Source organism: Paenibacillus lupini (assembly GCF_011761355.1).
GTDB lineage: Bacteria > Bacillota > Bacilli > Paenibacillales > Paenibacillaceae > Pristimantibacillus > Pristimantibacillus lupini.
Genome location: NZ_JAASRW010000004.1, coordinates 51,866 through 70,321 on the forward strand (window position 1 = coordinate 51,866; position 18,456 = coordinate 70,321).

Genomic DNA, 18,456 nt, shown 5'->3' on the forward strand with positions numbered 1-18,456 from the left:
CCAACGTAATGCGCAATAGCCGGCAATGGAGCTGAGTTACGTTGGATGAACTCCAACGTAGGGGGAGTAGCTGATGCTCAGGTGATAGCATTAAGAGTAGGTATCCCTCAACCAACCCCACCGCAGACTGTATATTATCCAACGTAATGGTGCGTCCGGGCCAAGTAGCTAAAGCTGCGTTGGAATTCCTCCAGCAGGATCAGCTCATTTATCTGAAAGTAGCTTATTGTGGCGAAAGTTACTGGATAGAATCCAACGTAGTCGCCTCGCGTAGTGAGTGTGGTGCGGCATCCCTATATCTTCACACGCGCCTTGGCGGAACGTGCGTAGTCGGACGGCGGCATGCCGGTTGCTTTCTTAAAGTCACGCGAGAAGTAATGAATGCTGCTGTAGCCGAGTTTCGCCGCAATCTCTGTCATGTTGTATTGCTGCTCGCGGATCAGTGTCTTTGCTTCTTCGATCTTTAACTGCTTGAAATATTCCATCGGACCAACGCTGGCCTGTGTATGGAAAATCTCCTTCAGCCGGCTTTTCCCCAGATGCAGCTCCTGGCATAGCCTGTCCAATGTTAGCTGCTCTGATAGGTTCTCGCGCATAAACGAAATAATCTGCTCAGCCATCTGCTGCTCCGCCTTCTCGGTCTGGAAGGAGGCAGGTTTGCGTACGGTATGTCTATCGCGGTCGGCATCGTCCTGCAAACGAATCAGTTGTATCAGCAGTGTCTCCAGATAATTACGCATCGCCTGCTCACTGGCAAATGGGGCATTTTCACGGCTGATAAGCTCGTGGATATGGGAATTGTCATAAGGCGGTTCGAAGGAGTGGAAACCCTCCTGCAGCAATAGTGACAGCAAGTTTCGTTCTCTAGTACCAAGCTGCATAGTCAGGTTCTCGAACCTCGCCATACAAGGAGCAGTACACTCGAAGGATAGAACAAACAGATTAGGCGGTTTATGCTGCTGACTGACGTTTATGGTGTGGAATTCCCCGGGTTTATGAAAAATAATCATACCTTGCTCAAGCTGATGAGTCCGATCATCCGCCTTAACCTCAACAGAACCTTTGTCCACGTATAACAGCTCCCAGAAGTCATGCTGCTCTCCTTCGAACATATAGCCTTTGGCGAATTCAAAGTAATGGAACGAAATCAGCTTACGCACTGCGAGTATTTCCTCAAGTGTATGTCGAGTGAATTCCATCTGCCGATCTCTCCCTTTTTTCTTGCTCTTTGCACTTATTATAAAGCCTTTTTGAGCTGTGCAAAAGATACGGCTGATTTGCTAAAGGCGCTCCCAAGGACGGCCTATATAATTAGTTTTATAAAGAGCATTTTGCTAATGCTTACGAAGCAGAATTGCTTCAAAATTTTTTTAGGAGGCTGCCTAACATGAAAAAAGGGATTAATATCTGGTCTTTTCCGTCAGGCATGAGTATAGAGGAAAGTATTGTTTTGGCCAAGGACGCCGGCTTTGATGGCATCGAGTTGTCACTGAACGAGACTGGTCAGCTAAGCTTGGAGAGCACGGAGACGGAAGTCCGCTCCGTTCGCCGTTTTGCAGATGATACTGGTATTGAGCTGTCGAGCTTAGCCAGCGGATTGTATTGGGATTATCCGCCGACCAGCCAGAATGAGCAGGTGGCAAGCAAGGCTTTTGATATCGCGAAAAAACAATTGGAATCGGCTGCGGCTCTTGGCGTAGATACGATTCTGATCGTACCTGGCGCTGTTGGCGTTGATTTTATTCCGAATGCTCCGGTGGTGCCTTACGACCGGGCTTATGATAATGCATTAGCGTTCTTCTCGAAGCTCGCGAAGGAAGCAGAGGCACTAAAAGTATCGGTTGGTATCGAGAACGTATGGAATAAGTTTCTGCTATCGCCGCTTGAGATGAGAGGCTTTATTGACGCAGTAGGTTCTGATTATGTTGGTTCTTACTTCGATGTTGGCAATGTCGTTTATTCCGGCTATCCCGAGCATTGGATCTCGATTCTGAACAAGCGCATTAAGAAGATTCACTTCAAGGATTATCGTCGTCAAGCGGGTGGACTACATGGTTTTGTGGATCTGCTTGCGGGTGATGTTGATTATCCGGTAGTGATCGAGGCGCTGAATGCGATCGGTTATAACGACTATGTAACGGCTGAGATGATTCCGCCATACACGCATCATACGAAACAAATCGTGTATAACACTTCTGCTGCAATGGATGCCATCTTAGGGAGGACGGAGCGCTAATGCTGAATATTGGACTAATTGGACTTGGGTTTATGGGGAAAACACATCTCGAGAACTATCTTCGTTTGGAGAGAGAAGGCGCGCCGATTCGTGTCGTTGCCCTATGTGATGTGGATGAGGCGAAGCTAAACGGCGGCGGCGGCGGCGGTAATATCGATACGTCATCGGATAACGAGATTGATTACAGCCGTTTTAACAAATATACGTCGGTGCAGGCGATGCTGGAGAGCGAGCAGCTGGATGCGGTTGATATTACGCTGCCAACATTCCTTCATCGTGATGTCACTATCCAATGTCTGAACAGCGGTGTTCATGTACTTTGCGAAAAGCCTATGGCGATGAACGCGGACGAGTGCGACATCATGATCGAAGCAGCAGAAGCAAGCGGCAAGCAGCTGATGATTGGGCAATGTCTTCGCTTCTGGCCAGCTTATGTCTATTTGCAAGAGCTTGTTAGCAGTGGGAAATTCGGCAACGTGACAAGTGCTTATTTCTATCGCGGCGGCGGTACACCTTCATGGGGACCTTGGGTACTGCAAAATGAGAAAGGCGGCGGTGCACTGCTTGATATGCATGTGCATGACACTGATGTCGTTAATTGGCTGTTTGGTAAGCCCGAAGCCGTATCTTGCTATGGTCGGAATGTGATTCCAGGCAGCGGCTACGATATAGTCTCGACCCATTACCGTTACGAGGACGACAAAATCGTATCCGCTCAGGTGGATTGGACGCTGAATGGCGATTTTGGCTTTGAGATGGGTTATAAAGTTAACTTCGAGCATGGCAACGTACAGTTTGACGGTGCTTCCGTGAAAGTGAATCCGAATGATGGCACAGGCTTCACAGCTGAGCTGCCTGTGGATCAAGGCTATTATTATCAGCAGAAATATTTCGTAGAGTCGCTAGTTCAAGGCTTGCCTCTAGATACTGCGACACCAGCCAGCACCAAGGCTAGCATCGAGATCGTAACAGCGGAGCGGGAATCGGCAGATCAACGCGGCGCATGGATTGCTGTTCCTTAAGGTGATGAATAAATCCTATGAGATCCCTTATGATGAAGCGGCGGCAGACTTTGATAACGCACATTGGCAGCAGTTGACTCCTGTGTCTGTGGCTCATCAGCAATGGTTGATCCTAGATCATCCGCCGGAGACGGAGGTTCGTACGGTATATGATGCCAATGCACTGCACCTGCAGTTCCGAGTATTCGAGATAGCACCGCTTATTCGGCACAGACATAACGGTGCACCAGTCTATGAGGACAGCTGCGTAGAGTTTTTTCTTCAACCGCTTCCTCTGCAAGACGAGCGTTATTTTAATTTTGAGCTGAATGCCGCAGGGATGCTGCTGCTCGAAATCGGCGAACGGGGGAAGGCTCGAAAGCGGATTACAGCCGAAGATAACGGACAATTCGGTATTCGTTCCGAGGTCGGCCTATGGGATCGGGCAAGCAGCAGGATGTATTGGGAGCTTCATCTAAGTGTTCCCTTTGCCTTTCTGCAGGACTGGTTCCCCAGCTTCCGCGCTATCCCTGGTGTGGTGATGAAGGGGAATTTCTACAAGTGCGGCGACCTGACGCCTGAGCCTCATTATGTGAGCTGGTCGCCTGTAAAGTCCGCCACACCAGATTTTCATCGCAGCTCCAGCTTTGGCATGCTGATGCTGGGGAGCCGCAACTAATGTATTAGAAATAACCGCTTTCCTATTGAGGAGAGCGGTTATTTGTGTTCGGGACTACTAATTATTTCTGCCCAACAAACTTGGACATCGCTTGCTTCTCCATTTCGTCCCAATGGGGAGTAGCGACATTGGTTTGGCTTTTCAGCTTATTGAAAGACTCGAACAAAGCGGCAATTTCATGAAAAGAGCCATCTATCAATTTCATAAACGGTAATTTGTGAATCATTTTTAGACCATAATAAACGACCTGTTTATGCTTTCGTACAAGGTTGACCTGGCTGGCAGGTGTAATCGTGTAGTTCAGCTTTTCTAAAAGCTTGAATCCTTCGTCCATCATGTCTACTGCAAGCTTCAATCGTTTTTTGTCCTTCGATACTTGATTTAAATCGCCGTCGTTAAGAAAACTAACCGAGTTTAAGGCAACGATCGTGACGATATGGCTTTTAAGCCAAGCATCCATTTCCTCATGATAGGCTAGTTTATATTTAACATTCTTAAATGCGTTCTCTAGGGTAGGTTTTATGGAGATCTCACCGTGTAAGCTGCCTAATACCATTTGCCCGCCCCCTCGGATGCAGATGATGCGTCCGCTCTCCTCTCGAAGTCCACCGCTAAGCTGAAAGCCAAAGATGACGTTTTTCTTCATTTTTGCCTGAAGTATATCCTGCATCCCCAAAGGATCTGCATTATTACCAACCATAACGATATTAGAAGACTGATTGTCAGCTAGAATAGGCAGAACGGTTGGGAAATCATTATATTTCATAACGACAAAAATAAGATCATACAGATCATCGGCTGCAAGCTCACGAATGACGTTTACTTCATCAACCGTGTTGCGTCGCTGGAAGTAATGGCGAATGACAAGCCCTTTCGTCTCCAACTGCTCAGCTCTTTTGCCTCTTGCCAGAACAGTAACCTCATTCCCCCCACGCACCAATACATGAGCAAGATAGCTGCCTAGAACGCCAGCGCCGTAAACCAATATTCTCATCGCCTTATCTCCTTTATTCAACATTCGTTGTTTTTCGATCATGTATTGAATAAAATCAGAATAGCAGTCGCTTGAGCAGCCAGCAATCGCTAGATGCATTGGTTTTGTTGGTTTTTCAACAGACTATACAGATTTGTTCAATAAAGGAGAGCTCTCTGTGGATAGAAGAATTAGAAAAAACCAAACCGCCATCATGAATGCATTAATGCAGCTGATCGCGGAGAAAGATTTCGAGAAAATAACGATTAATGAAATTGCGGAGCGGGCCGATGTTAATCGAGGCACCGTTTATTCGCATTACTCGGATAAATACGATTTATTAGATAAGTGCATAGAGAATCAACTGATTCATTTGATGGAGAGCTGCTATTCCATAGATGCGACAGGTCCTTATCCAACGAAAGCACCGTTACTCCTTACGATTAAAGAAATTGAAAAGAATGCTCTAATATATAAAACTTTGTTAAGCATTAAAGATGTTCCGTCCTTCCGAGTTCATCTAAGCAGCATGATAAATAAGCAGATCATGGAGCATATGAAGGATAACGAATTAAGCTTAGATGAACTGGGTAAATCGATATACGCGCAATTTATGAGTTCGGCGATCGTCGGAGTAATTGAATGGTGGTTCACCCAATCCATGCCTTGTTCTGCGGAAGAATTGACAGAACGGTTATGGTCTCTTCTAGAGATGAACCGGATGATTCTGGGCCCCTAACACTTGGAATGGCATTCCAATTCAATATATTGTTTTTTTATCGGACAGTTGTTCATTGGAAATAGAAGTTATTCACAAAGTTACACACATATCAACCATTACCTATATGGGATGTAATGTGCTATTCACAATTATTATCCACATATCCACAGGCTTCATTATCCACAATAGGTGAAAAACAAGCGGAACAATATGTTGAATACCATGCTTTTTTTCAGCCCATTAAATATCACTTCCGCCTCCAAAAGAAAGCGTGTACAATTAGTTGCAGCTAATTGGAGCGACCACTAACGGGACAACGGGAGGACCGCTATGAAGGCAAAAAGGCTATTTTTTCCGATGAGGCTGAAGTTCGTTGTTCTATTATGCGGGTTCATTACAGCGCCTTTCCTGATCAGCGGCATTATGACCTATTATCAATATTCGAAAAATGTGGAAGAAGACTCGATCTCTTACACCAACCAAATTATTAATCAGGTTAGTATTAACGTGGATCGGTATATTAACGACGTTGATCGGCTGACGATGGCGCCTTATTATGACAACGCGGTACTTGATATATTGAAAAAGCACGGGACGCCTTCGACCTCAGGCAGCTACGTCTCTTCCGACCAAATGGCGAAAATGAATCTGATGATCTCCTCCTTGGCGGTTGACCGCAGCGAGATTCAAGGTATTTTGTTGTTCGCGTACGATGGCACCTTGTTCAGTAATCTGCAAAATACGGTCAGCAAGAGCTGGGATGCCGCTCAGAATGACTGGATGAAGGAGGCGGAGGAGGCCGACGGTGAACTGATCGTACTTCCTCCGCATACCGGAACCTATTATCTGGATGAACAGAGACAAGTGGTCTCGATTGTTAGAGTGATTCGAGAGACGTTTACGAATAAGCATCTAGGTATTATTAAAGTCGATTTGACCGACCAAGGCTTCGCGAAGATACTAGCTGGTACAAGCACGGGTTCTACCAGTTTAGTCTATTTAACGGATCGGCAGGACCGGGTGCTGTACCCCTTCAGCAGCACATCAGCAGCTACCGAGCTTACAAGCAGTACACCGGATTTTATTAAAGCGACCAAGCGCTCCGACTATACAGGGATTCAAGTGACAGGACTCGTCCGGAAAAATGAAATCAAGGAAGGCGCACGGAGCTTGGCGCAATACACCTTGTGGATTACGGTGATTTCCATTTTAATCGCCTATATCGCGGCAGGTATTGCCTCCGGCAGAATGGTTCGACCGATCCGGGAGCTTCAGATGAAGATGAGGCGGGTACAGCGGGGAGACTTTGCGGCGCGGGCGAAGATTACGACCTCCGATGAGATGGGACAGATGACAGAGGGCTTTAACGTGATGGTCTCAGAGCTCGAACGTCTCGTTAAGGAAGTGTACGAAAGTAAGATCCGGCAGAGAGATGCAGAGCTCGATGCGCTGCAAAGCCAGATTAATCCGCATTTTATCTATAACACGCTGGAGGCGATTAACTCCCTTGCGATGGACAAGCACCAGGAGGAAATATCCGATATCGCGGTTAATCTTGGGAAGCTGCTCCGGTATACGGTGGAACGCAAAGAGAGATTTGTGTACTTGCGTGATGAGCTATCGTTTGTAGAAGCTTATTCGCAAATTCAAGGATCCAGGCTTGGTGAGCAGATTGAGGTTGAGATTCATGTTGAGCTTGGGCATGACTACTTGATGGTTCCCAAGCTGATCCTGCAGCCCTTTATCGAAAATGCGATCGAGCATGCGATGGGAACAGATAAGCTTACTGTAAGGCTTCATACGAAGATCGAAGACGATCATCTTATCATTTTTGTAGAAGACAACGGCATGGGGATAAGTCCGGAGAAGATGCAACAGGTAGAGCAGCATATTTATGCGACTCCTGTCGAACATGTGGACCGGCGTGGATTTGGTGAGAAGAAGAAGGGCTTCGCCCTGCGGAACGTCCATTGGAGGCTATTCCTTCTTTATGGAGAAGGCTGCGGTCTATTTATCGATAAGAATAACCGGGAGGGGACCGTATTTTATCTGCGCCTTCCGCTTCTATACGAAGAGGAGGAACAGGTATGATCACCATATTGCTCGTTGAAGATGAGGTCAATCTTCGCACACGGTTTCGTAAGCTGCTGGAGGAAGTGATTGGCGGCTGTCGTATTGTTGGGGAAGCAGCGAATGGGCTTGAAGCGCTGAACTGGCTGAAGACACAAATCGTGGACGTTGTTATCACCGATATTCGGATGAAGGATATGAACGGAATCGAGCTGCTCAAGAGACTAAGAGAGCAGTATCCGTCGATGCCGGTTGTGATCGTCAGCGGCTACGGTGACTTTGAATATGCCAAGGATGCGATCAAATATGAGGTGACCGATTATTTACTTAAACCTGTAGACCGGGTTGAGCTCAATCAGGTCATTGAGAAACTGAGAAAAAGATTACAGTCTTCTGTATCTACTAAGGGTTCATCCTTGGCGGATGCCGCAGAGCCGGCTGATGGCGAAGAGCGCCAGATCATCCGCAAGGTGAAGGACATTATTTCCAGCCGCTTAGACCAGGATATCTCGCTGCAATATTTGGCGGATCAGGTCCATCTGAATCATCGCTATTTATCCGCCTTGTTCAAGACGGAAAGCGGCCAGAACTTATCCGATTATGTGACAACATGCCGAATGGACAAAGCGAAGCATCTGCTTCGTACGACACAATTGAAAATCCAGGATATCGCGAGGTCATGCGGTTATCCGAACAGCAAATACTTTATGTCCGTCTTCAAGCAGGTCGTTGGCAGCACGCCAAGCGAGTATAGAGACAGCACCGGTCAGGTATAAAAAAACACAAGATCAATACAATTCGAACCTTTTCTGGATATTAGGTGACTTACCTGGTATTCAGTTTTTTTTATAATAAGAATATGAAAGCGCTTCATATGGAAGAAAGCAATGGTTCATCAAATTGAACGAAAAAGGGGTATTAGAGATGAAAAAGAGATATGCGTTATCACTGGCAATTCTTCTCTCCGCTGCAACACTAACCGCCTGCGGTAATAACAGCAATAACAGCAGTAACGAGGGCAATACAGCGGCTGCTGGGGAGGCAACTAAATCGGAGGATTCGGGCAAGAGCGTTAACCTGAAGTTCAGCATCTGGGGCAACGATACGCATAAAAAAATGTATGAGGACATGATCGCCAAATTCCATGAGTCACACCCCAACATTAACGTGGAGATTATGACGATTCCATTCGCGGATTACCAGCAAAAGCTGTCCATCATGCAAGCCTCCAAAACAGCACCGGACGTTGCTTGGCTTGCAGAGCGGATGATCCCGCAGTTCCTGACGGCTGATCAGCTGATGGATATTTCCGAGATTAAGAACGATACCGCCTATAACTTTGCAGATATCTATCCATCCACGCTTAACCTGCTCAGCAAGGATGATCATGTGTACGGCATTCCGTTCTCTACGCCGCCTGCGATGATTTATTACAACAAGACTCTGTTCGAGGAAAAAGGTCTCGCCACACCAACTGAGCTTTATGAGCAGGGTAAATGGAATTATGACGAGTTCCTGAAAGCAGCTAAAGCGTTGACCGACCCAGCAAAAGGCATCTACGGCGCGAACATGGTTCGTAACGGCTGGAACAACTGGCCGGATGCACTGCAGTCGATCTTCAATGCCTATGGTACAGACTTCCTGAGCGCAGATGGCACGAAGCTGACGTTGAACTCGAAGGAAGGCGAGCAGGCGCTTACGATGTTCTCCGACATGATCTTTAAGGAGAAGGTACATCCGAAGCCAGGCGATCAGACGACATTTGATACAGGCAAAATCGCGATGCAAAAGGAACTGTTCAGCTACATGGGTAAAGCGAAGGCCGTTACGGATTTCAAATGGGATATCGCACCGCTGCCGGCAGGTCCTGCAGGAACAGGTACTACAATGGGATATGCCGGGGTTGTAGGCATGAAGGATACAAAGCATCCGAAGGAAACACTCGAATTCATCACCTATATTACGAATCCGGACAATATGGTCATTACTTCGCAATTTTTCGTGCCTAGTCGTAAAGCCGTTCTCGAATCGGATGATTTCCTAAAGCAGGGGCCGTCTCCAGAAAGCGTCAAGATGGCGGTTATTGATCAAATGCCAACGGCGAAGTCGCTTCCGGCGCATCCGAACTGGCAGCAGATTGATACGAAGATGCAGTCCGTACTCGATTATCTGTACACGCAATCCGCATCGGTTCAGGATGTGCTGAAGAAAGCAGATACCGAGATTACACCGCTGCTCAAATAAGGATGACGGACTTGATCGCCAAGCAGAGACAGCTTGGCGATCAGCCTTAGAAAGGAGACAGTCACCTTGGAATTCGCTGATGTAAAACCCGAACCAGCTAAAGCTGTTGTGCGCAAAGGTAAGACCAATCGCTTGAACAAACACGAGAAATGGTATGGCTATCTGTTTATTTCTCCGATGGTGATCGGGTACGTAGTATTCCTGCTCATCCCTATTATTGCTGCTTTCTCGATGAGCTTCACGAATGCTTCCCTGCTTCATGAATCCGAATTTATTGGGCTTGGGAACTACAAGAAAGCTTTCACTGAAGATCCGCTGTTCTGGCAGACCGTAGGTCATACCCTTTATTTCTCTTTAGGATTAATCCCGTTAAATCTTATTCTTGCTCTCGGGCTTGCTGTGCTGCTTAACCGAAAGCTGCCGTTCATCGGCTTCTTCCGAACAGCGATCTTTACACCTGTTGTGACCTCTATAGTTGTCTGGTCCATTGTATGGAAATATATTTTCGCGACGGATAACGGACTCATGAATCAGCTGCTGAAGCTGATTGGCATTACCGGACCTGCTTGGCTATATAATATGGAGCTTGCTATGCCGGTTGTCATCTTAGTCAGTGTGCTCAAGAATGTTGGACTGAACATGGTGATCTTCCTGGCGGCACTTCAGGATGTGCCGAAGATGTACTATGAAGCGGCTACTATAGATGGCGCGTCGAAGCGCCGTACGTTTTTCAGCATTACGCTGCCGATGATCTCACCATCCCTCTTCCTGGCTCTCATTCTTACATTAATTGGTTCCCTCAAAGTGTTCTCGCAAATTCAAGTGATGACAGACGGGGGACCGGGAACCAGCACTTATGTGCTCGTGTACTACATCTATCAGCAGGCTTTCAAAATCTTTGAATTCGGCTATGCCTCAGCAATTGCCTTCATCCTGTTCTTCCTGGTGCTGGTGCTGACCATCGTCCAGTGGAATCTCAGAAAGAGGTGGGTCCATCATGAGCAATAAGCAGAGAGCAGTGCTGCGGAACCTCCCGGTATATATGGCGCTTATTGCCGTCTCGGTGCTGGTGCTGTTCCCCTTCTTCTGGATGGTTACGACGGCACTAAAGGAGCAGACCAAGATTTTTCTTTTCCCGCCGCAATGGCTTCCAAGCCCGGTGCAATGGGGCAACTTCGCGGATGTGTTTAAGGTGCAGCCCCAATTCCCGCTCTACTTCTGGAACAGTCTCTATACGTCCGTGCTAGTTACGGTAGGAACTTGTTTGTTCGCTGCGCTGGCGGGGTTTGCCTTTGCGAAGCTGCAGTTCCCGATGCGGAATCTGATCTTCCTTGTTCTGTTGACTGGGATGATGATTCCTACGGAAGTAACGGCGATCCCGATGTTTAACTGGTTCACGAAGCTGCAGCTTACGGATACTCACTTCCCGTTAATTGTACCGCCTATGCTTGGAGCGGGTGGGATGTTTGGTGTGTTTCTGCTGCGTCAGTTTTTTATCGCCGTGCCTAGTGAATTGGATGAAGCGGCCAAAATCGACGGCTGCTCGCCATGGACAACGTTCTGGCGTATTATGTTTCCGCTTGCTGGACCAAGTCTCGCGACACTTGCGATCTTTACGTTCCTGCATAGCTGGGATAACTATTTTGACCCGTTAATCTATATCAGCTCGGATCGTTTGTTCACCTTGCCGGTTGGTCTTAAGCTGTTTACCGATACAGCGGGTACGGAATGGCAGCTTCTGATGGCAGCATCCGTCATCGCTACGCTGCCGCTCCTGATCGTCTTTTTCTTCGCGCAGAAGCGCTTTATCGAAGGGGTAGCTTTAACCGGATTGAAATAATAATGGGATTAATCATCTACAACAAGAAAGCAGGGAGAAGGATGGACAAGAGAGCAATGGATGTCATTGAAGCGGATGTCGTCGTTGTTGGTGGAGGGCCGGCCGGTATTCATGCAGCTCTGGCGGCGGGACGACTTGGAGCAAGAACGGTTCTGATTGAGCGTTATGGGTTTATTGGAGGCATGTCGACAGCTGCGCTTGTATTCCCATGGATGACGTTCCATACAACAGCAGGCAAACAGGTCATTGCAGGTACAGGGCAGGAAATGGTAGATCGGCTGATGGAGCTTGAAGCTTCACCGGGTCATGTTCGGGATACCTGCGGTTTTGTCCATACGATTACGCCCTATCATCCGGAAGTGTATAAGGTGCTGGCCGTTGATATGCTGAGGGAAGCGGGCGTACGGATGCTGTTCCACAGCTTCGTTGATAGCGTGAAGATGGACGGTGACCGGATTGAATCCGTTACGCTGACAAGCAAATCAGGTCGGATCGAGGTGCGCGGAAAAATGTTCGTCGATACTTCAGGCGATGCTGACCTCGCCTACTCGGCAGGAGCACCGTGCCTGAAAGGCAGAGACGGCGATTATCTAACACAGCCGATGACGATGAAGTTCCGGATGAGAGGCGTAGATCTCGGGAAGGTCAAACAATATATTATCGAGCATCCAGATGAGTTCTATTATAAGACGCCGATTGATGAGCTGCCTGATCTATATTTGTCCGCGGTCCAAGGCTTCTACAAGCACTGGAAGGAAGCGGAGCTGCCGATCAAGCGGGACCAGGTCTTGTTCTTCAGCGGTCCGGAAGAGGATGAAGTACTCGTCAATATGACCCGTATTCAAGGTCTCGACGGGACAAACGTAGAAGATTTGACGCTGGCTGAAGAGCTTGGCCGCAAGCAAGTATTGATGGTTGCGAAGTTCATGAAGAATTCGCTGCCTGGCTTTGAGAAAGCTTCGATCTCCCAGGTTGGCGCTCAGATCGGTATTCGGGAAAGCCGCCGTATAGACGGCCAGTATATTCTCGACATGGATGATGTTGTGCAGGGCAGACGATTTGATGATGTTATTGCACGCAGCGGCTATCCGATTGATGTTCATGCGCCGTCGGATAACAGCGTATTGGTTTCTTGGATTGAGGGAGATGGAGCTTATGATATCCCTTACCGGAGCCTTCTTCCGAAGCAGATCGAGAACTTATTGGTAGGGGGAAGATGCATCTCCACCTCTCATGAAGCACTGGGTACAACCCGCTTGTCCCCAAGCTGTATGGCAACGGGGCAAGCGGCAGGAACAGCAGCGGCAATGGCTTTCCAGCAAGACATTACCCCGCGGGATGTCAGCATCCCAGCACTTCAGGCAAGGCTTAGAGAGCAAGGCGCCATACTCAACTAATAGCAGCAGGACTAGAGCAGCGAGATTCCTTTACGAGAGGGACGCTGCTTTTTTTATTGAGGAGCCCAAGGGGCTTCTTTTTGTACTTTCTGTATGGAGATAAGGGGGCTTGGCGGATGAGACGGTTATGGCAGTATCGCCGGAGTGTCGTTATGACTTGGCTCATTTCCTATATGGTTGTGTTGTTTATTCCGATCGTACTGAGCGCCGCCGTATATGGGCAGACGGAGAAAACGCTGGAGGCTCAGATCAGACGGGGCAGCGATTCGCTGCTTGATCAAATGCAGGGTTCGGTCGACAACCAGGTGGAGTCGATGAAGCGTCTCGTAGCGCAGGTGTACGCCAACGTTACGGTACAAAATTTATTCTATTCCAATAAGTTCAGCCGGGGTGATTACAGGTACGATTTGTACGAGATTACGCAGGATTTAAAAGATTTGCGTGCCGCCTATACAACGTTTGACGACTTTTATATTTATTGGACACAAGGGGACAGCGTTGTTATGCCTTATGTGTACAAAGAGGCAGATGCGGCCCTTGATGATTTCTATCATGAGGGGAATCTGTCGCTTGCCGAGTGGAAGCAGCAGGTGCGCAGCATTAATCAGCGGGGGTTTCTAACATCCAGCCGTACAAGTGAGACGGGCGAGAAGCAGACCTTTCTGAATTTCATATCGTCGTTTCCCGCCGATACGGATAATCAATCTGCTGGCTCGGTTGTTGTCATGATCAATACGGAGCGGCTGCTCTCGGTCATTACTGGTGCTCGGGAGTTCAGCGGTGGTCATGTGCTGCTGCTGAATGAGACGGGTGGGGTATTAATGGGAAGTGACGTGTCCGGACCCGAGATATTATCGGAGTTCTCACGTTTCAATGGGGATTCCGGCAGCCTCAGCGGCACTTATCAAGGGGAGCCTTCGCAATTTTATTACAGCCGTTCAGCCAATTCCGATCTTACCTATGCCACGGTTGTGCCTGACCGCGTGGTATGGAAGGAAGCTGCTTATGTGCGCAATCTAACCTACTCCTCCATTGCCTTTAGTCTATTCGGCGGCATTGTGCTGACGTTTATTTTCCTGCGCCGCAATTACAAGCCAATTGGCAAGCTGATGAGGGTATTATCCCGGCAGGCGGATGAGGGGTCGAAGTCGCAAACGAACGAATTCCAGTTCATTGAACGGGCGTTATCCGAAACGATGGATGAGAAAGACCGGATTCATCTGCGTATGAAGCAGCAGAACAACCAGCTGCGTGCGAATTTCATAGCCCGGCTCTGCAAAGGCCGAATCGAGCAGCAAATTCCGCATGAGGATGCGTTGACGACGTTTGGGATCTCTTTTCCGACCGACCAATTTGCAGTTCTGCTCTTTTATCTGGAGGAATATAAGCCGTTTCTTGAGCGGATGGCGGAGCTTCAGATTAGCGACCCGCTGAAGCTGATGCCTTTTATCGTGACGAATGTGACGGAGGAGATAATCGGTCAGCATCATAATGGCTACATGGCGGAGATCGATGATATGCTGGCTTGCCTGATAGGCCTCAGGGAAGAGAAGGATAACGCGGATCAGCTGCAGCAGCTTGCGGAAGAGACTCGGCAATTCATTAAGACCAAATTTGAGATTGAACTATCCATTGCCGTTTCCGGCATTCATACCTCCGTTTCAGGGATTTCGGAAGCTTACAAAGAAGCGCTGGATGTGATGGAATACAAGCTGGTGATGGGTAACAGAGAGACAATCGACTACGAGAGCTGGCAGAGGGGACATGAAGCACAAAGCAAGAGCGGTTATTATTATCCACTCCAGATGGAGCAGCAGTTAATTAATTATGTGAAGGTGGGAGATGAGGACAAAGCCCGCCGTCTGTTAGAGGAGATTATGAACCGCAATTTCAGGCAGGACTCGCTTTCCGTAGAGCTGGCGAGATGTCTAATGTTTGATCTGGTAGGTACCTTCATCAAGACGATGGAGGACGGGCGCCATTCGGAGGAGACGCTGCAGCTTAATCATCCATGGGCGTTTGATCGGCTGGCCGGTCTCAAGACGGTCAAAGATATACATGTTCAGCTGGAAAGCATGCTGCAGGATGTGTGCACTTATTATGCAGCTAAGTTTGAAACGAACAAAAGCCGTATACGGCAGGAAGAGCTCGAGGAGCTTACCGTTTCCATTAAGCAATTCGTGCTTGACCATTACGATAACGTGAATTTGAATATCTCCTTGATTGGTGAGACCTTTTCCATGAAGTCCACTTATCTGTCGAAGCTGTTTAAGGATCAAAGCGGCGAAAGCCTCTCCGATTATATGAGCCGGGTCCGAATTGAGCATGTGAAGCGTCTCCTCCGTGAAGAAAAAGCAACGCTGCAGGAGGTTGCCGGACGCTGCGGCTTTAATGATATGAATACGTTCATGCGGACATTCAAGAAAATGGAGGGAATTACCCCTGGTCAATACAAGAAATTGTCCTGATTGACGGTTGAATTGGATATTTTGATTGTTTCTACATCACTTTTGATGGTCGTTTTGGAGGTATTGCCGCTGTCCCATTCTGCCTGTCCAGACGCATGATAAGGGTAAGCCCAAACCCGGGTTCACTTCAAAGGGAGGTTGAAAAATGAAACGAAAAACAAACAGATCCATGAAGATGATGCTGACCGCGCTCTTAGCAAGCAGCGCTATGTTAGCCGCCTGCTCCAATTCAGGGGGGAATAACCATTCGCCAAACGCTTCTCCGGAAACGGCAGCGCCATCAACCGAAGCGACTGCTGAGGCAACACCTGGAACAAGTACAGGTACTTATCCGATCAAAACGGATGTTACGCTGACACGTTGGCTGGATTCTTCCTATGTGGCCGCACAGCTCGCTTCTGTACCGGAGATGGAGAACTTCCCGTTCGAGCAGGAGCTGGCCAAACGGACAGGAGTGAAGGTGAAGTATGTTCTGCCGGCCGTCAATCAAGCCAAGGAGCAGCTCAACGTCATGTTCGCTTCAGGCGAGTTCACCGACATTATGGAATGGAACTTCCTTACACAGTATCCTGGTGGACCTGAGAAGGCTATTAAGGACGGCAATATTTTAAAGCTGAATGATCTGATTGATCAATATGCTCCTAACCTGAAAAAGTACCTGGCCGAACATCCGGATGTCGACAAGCAGATTAAGACGGACAGCGGCACTTATTACGGATTTCCATTTATCCGCGGCGACGACTTCCTCAAGACTTACGGCGGTCTGATCGTACGCAAAGACTGGCTCGACGAGCTTGGTCTCCCGATACCGGAAACGATTGATGATTGGTATGTCATGCTGAAAGCGTTTAAGGATAAGAAGGGGGCAGCCGCACCACTTACGTTCATCTCTACGCCACGCCTCTTTGACGATCTGCAGACTGGCGCGTTCTATGGGGCATTTGGCGTTAAGCGCGATTTCTATCAGGAGGACGGTAAAGTGATGTTTGGTCCGATGCAGCCGGGCTTTAAGGAATTCCTCACTACAATGCGTAAGTGGTATGCAGAAGGGCTGTTGGATAAAGACATTGCGACGGTTGACGGCAAAATCCGCGATGCCAATATGACATCAGGTAAATCAGGTGCTTCCTATGGTCTCGCAGGCGGTGGTATCGGCAAATGGCTGCAGGCGATGAAGGATAAGGAGCCAGCCTATGATCTGATCGGTGTGCCGTATCCGGTGCTGAATAAAGGTGATAAGCCGAAATTTGGTCAAAAAGACTTCTCTGCACCATCCGGCGGTAACTTTGCGATCTCATCCAAAAGCAAAAGTCCTGAGCTGGCTGTACAGCTGCTAGACTACGGCTACAGCGAAGAGGGAGCGAAGTTCTTTAACTTTGGTGCAGAAGGCACCGGCCATACGATGGTGAATGATTATCCGACCTATACAGATACAATCAAGAGCAATTACTCTCTTAATCTTGGCCTCTATACACGGGCGACAGGTGGGCCAACCATCCAGGACCGCCGTTATTATGAACAGTTCGCCGCTCTTCCTCAGCAGCAGGCTGCTGTTCAAACCTGGGGTAACACGGATGTCGACAAGTATCAGCTGCCTCCAATCTCCACAACTCCGGAGGAAAGCACCGAGTTTGCGAAAATCATGAATGAAGTGAACACGCTTGTGGATGAGACAACGATCAAGATCATTTTGGGTACAGAGCCAATTGAATCATATGACAAGTTTGTTGAGAAGCTGAAGCAGCTGAAGATCGACCGTGCGGTAGAAATTGAGCAGGCGGCATTAGACCGGTATAACAGCCGTTAAGCAGGAGGGTCTGCGGAAGCGGGGGAGTCCAAGGAAAGGCTCCCTCCTCCTGACTGCCTAAAGGCAATGGTGGAAGGAGTTGCATCATGCAAATGCGGAACAAGATGAGTGTTAGACAATTTCTTCTTAAGGATTTGCTGCGAAATAAGCTGCTGTATATCATGATGCTGCCGGCGCTCGCGTACTATATCCTTTTTCAATACGGTCCCATGTACGGTGCCATTATTGCGTTCAAAGAGTACTCTCCAGCTGTTGGCATATGGAAGAGCGAATGGGTGGGACTGGCTAATTTTCAGGACTTCTTCAGCGGGTTCTATTTCTGGCGGATATTTAAGAACACACTTCTGATCAGCTTATACACGATCCTGTTTGAATTCCCGGCACCAATTATATTGGCACTCCTAATTAATGAACTGCGCAGCAAGAAGTTTAAGAGCTTCGTGCAGTCGGTCACGTATATGCCGTATTTTATATCCTTAATTGTCATCTGCGGTATTGTTAAAGACTTTACGAACAGCGGCGGGGTCATTAATCAGCTCTTCACATATATAGGCGGCGACGGCAATGCGATGCTGCAAAATCCGGCATATTTCCGGCCTATCTATATCTCCTCGGAAATCTGGCAGCGCTTTGGCTGGGAGTCGATCATCTATTTGGCGGCGCTGAGCGGAATTGGGCAGGAGCAATACGAGGCGGCCAAGATAGACGGGGCAGGGCGGTGGCGGCAAATGCTTGCCGTAACGATCCCCGGGCTTATGCCAACGATTATGGTCTTGTTTATTTTGCGGATGGGGAATTTGTTTAACATCGGATTTGAAAAAATTATTTTGCTGTACAACTCGGCGATCTACGATACAGCGGATGTGATTTCCTCCTACGTATACCGGAAAGGCCTCCTGGAGTTCGATTGGAGCTTCTCTACGGCTGTTGGACTGTTCAACTCGGTCATCAACCTCGTTTTGCTGCTCCTTGCGAACCAGATCAGCCGCAAGATCAGCGAAAACAGTTTGTGGTAGGGAA

At 48.2% G+C, this 18,456-nt stretch carries 15 protein-coding genes; 13 read left to right on the forward strand and 2 right to left on the reverse strand.

Annotation, left to right across the window (positions count from 1 at the left end):
• Nucleotides 1-293: 293 nt before the first annotated feature.
• Complete coding sequence (locus tag FHS17_RS13685) at nt 294-1,199, reverse strand: AraC family transcriptional regulator (RefSeq protein WP_167278983.1); 906 nt, start codon at nt 1,197-1,199, stop codon at nt 294-296.
• Nucleotides 1,200-1,387: 188 nt separating this feature from the next.
• Between FHS17_RS13685 and FHS17_RS13690 the strand changes: the two genes are divergently transcribed.
• The 3 genes from FHS17_RS13690 to FHS17_RS13700 are packed head-to-tail and all read left to right on the forward strand — an operon-like array spanning nt 1,388 to nt 3,916.
• Entirely contained in the window at nt 1,388-2,236 is an 849-nt protein-coding gene (locus tag FHS17_RS13690) for a sugar phosphate isomerase/epimerase family protein (protein WP_167278984.1), read from the forward strand.
• Nucleotides 2,236-3,258 (forward strand): Gfo/Idh/MocA family protein, encoded by a 1,023-nt coding sequence (locus tag FHS17_RS13695; RefSeq protein WP_167278985.1) that lies wholly within the window; start codon nt 2,236-2,238, stop codon nt 3,256-3,258. Before FHS17_RS13690 ends, FHS17_RS13695 begins: the two co-directional genes overlap by 1 nt.
• A gap of 4 nt (nt 3,259-3,262) precedes the next feature.
• On the forward strand, nt 3,263-3,916 hold the full coding sequence (locus FHS17_RS13700) for a carbohydrate-binding family 9-like protein (RefSeq protein WP_243865381.1): 654 nt from the start codon (nt 3,263-3,265) through the stop codon (nt 3,914-3,916).
• 61 nt (nt 3,917-3,977) lie between these two features.
• Here FHS17_RS13700 and FHS17_RS13705 read toward each other — a convergent pair whose 3' ends face one another.
• Entirely contained in the window at nt 3,978-4,910 is a 933-nt protein-coding gene (locus FHS17_RS13705; protein WP_167278987.1) for a ketopantoate reductase family protein, read from the reverse strand.
• Between the two features lie 157 nt (nt 4,911-5,067).
• Here FHS17_RS13705 and FHS17_RS13710 point away from each other — a divergent pair, with 157 nt between their 5' ends.
• The 10 genes from FHS17_RS13710 to FHS17_RS13755 all read left to right on the forward strand — a co-directional run bounded on the left by FHS17_RS13710 (nt 5,068) and on the right by FHS17_RS13755 (nt 18,452).
• Nucleotides 5,068-5,628 carry a TetR/AcrR family transcriptional regulator C-terminal domain-containing protein gene (locus tag FHS17_RS13710; RefSeq protein ID WP_167278988.1) on the forward strand — a complete coding sequence of 187 codons (561 nt, stop codon included), beginning with the start codon at nt 5,068-5,070 and terminating at the stop codon, nt 5,626-5,628.
• A gap of 312 nt (nt 5,629-5,940) precedes the next feature.
• Nucleotides 5,941-7,701, forward strand: a complete 1,761-nt coding sequence (locus FHS17_RS13715) for a sensor histidine kinase (RefSeq protein ID WP_167278989.1) — start codon at nt 5,941-5,943, stop codon at nt 7,699-7,701.
• Nucleotides 7,698-8,456: a response regulator transcription factor gene (locus tag FHS17_RS13720; protein ID WP_167278990.1), complete on the forward strand. Its 759-nt coding sequence runs from the start codon at nt 7,698-7,700 to the stop codon at nt 8,454-8,456. Before FHS17_RS13715 ends, FHS17_RS13720 begins: the two co-directional genes overlap by 4 nt.
• A 148-nt stretch (nt 8,457-8,604) precedes the next feature.
• The gene (locus FHS17_RS13725) at nt 8,605-9,924 is read left to right on the forward strand and encodes an ABC transporter substrate-binding protein (RefSeq protein ID WP_167278991.1); all 1,320 of its coding nucleotides are present in this window, start codon (nt 8,605-8,607) and stop codon (nt 9,922-9,924) included.
• 66 nt (nt 9,925-9,990) lie between these two features.
• Nucleotides 9,991-10,932, forward strand: coding sequence for a carbohydrate ABC transporter permease (locus tag FHS17_RS13730; protein WP_243865351.1), 942 nt, complete (start codon nt 9,991-9,993; stop codon nt 10,930-10,932).
• Nucleotides 10,922-11,764, forward strand: coding sequence for a carbohydrate ABC transporter permease (locus tag FHS17_RS13735; RefSeq protein ID WP_167278992.1), 843 nt, complete (start codon nt 10,922-10,924; stop codon nt 11,762-11,764). The genes FHS17_RS13730 and FHS17_RS13735 overlap by 11 nt, the downstream gene beginning before the upstream one ends.
• 41 nt (nt 11,765-11,805) lie before the next feature.
• A complete protein-coding gene (locus FHS17_RS13740; protein ID WP_415639821.1) occupies nt 11,806-13,161 on the forward strand; it encodes an FAD-dependent oxidoreductase in 1,356 nt (451 codons plus the stop codon).
• 116 nt (nt 13,162-13,277) lie between these two features.
• A complete protein-coding gene (locus tag FHS17_RS13745) occupies nt 13,278-15,629 on the forward strand; it encodes a helix-turn-helix domain-containing protein (protein ID WP_167278993.1) in 2,352 nt (783 codons plus the stop codon).
• Nucleotides 15,630-15,774: 145 nt separating this feature from the next.
• On the forward strand, nt 15,775-17,436 hold the full coding sequence (locus FHS17_RS13750; RefSeq protein ID WP_167278994.1) for an extracellular solute-binding protein: 1,662 nt from the start codon (nt 15,775-15,777) through the stop codon (nt 17,434-17,436).
• Nucleotides 17,437-17,522: 86 nt separating this feature from the next.
• Nucleotides 17,523-18,452, forward strand: a complete 930-nt coding sequence (locus FHS17_RS13755; RefSeq protein WP_415639822.1) for an ABC transporter permease — start codon at nt 17,523-17,525, stop codon at nt 18,450-18,452.
• Nucleotides 18,453-18,456: the final 4 nt, after the last annotated feature.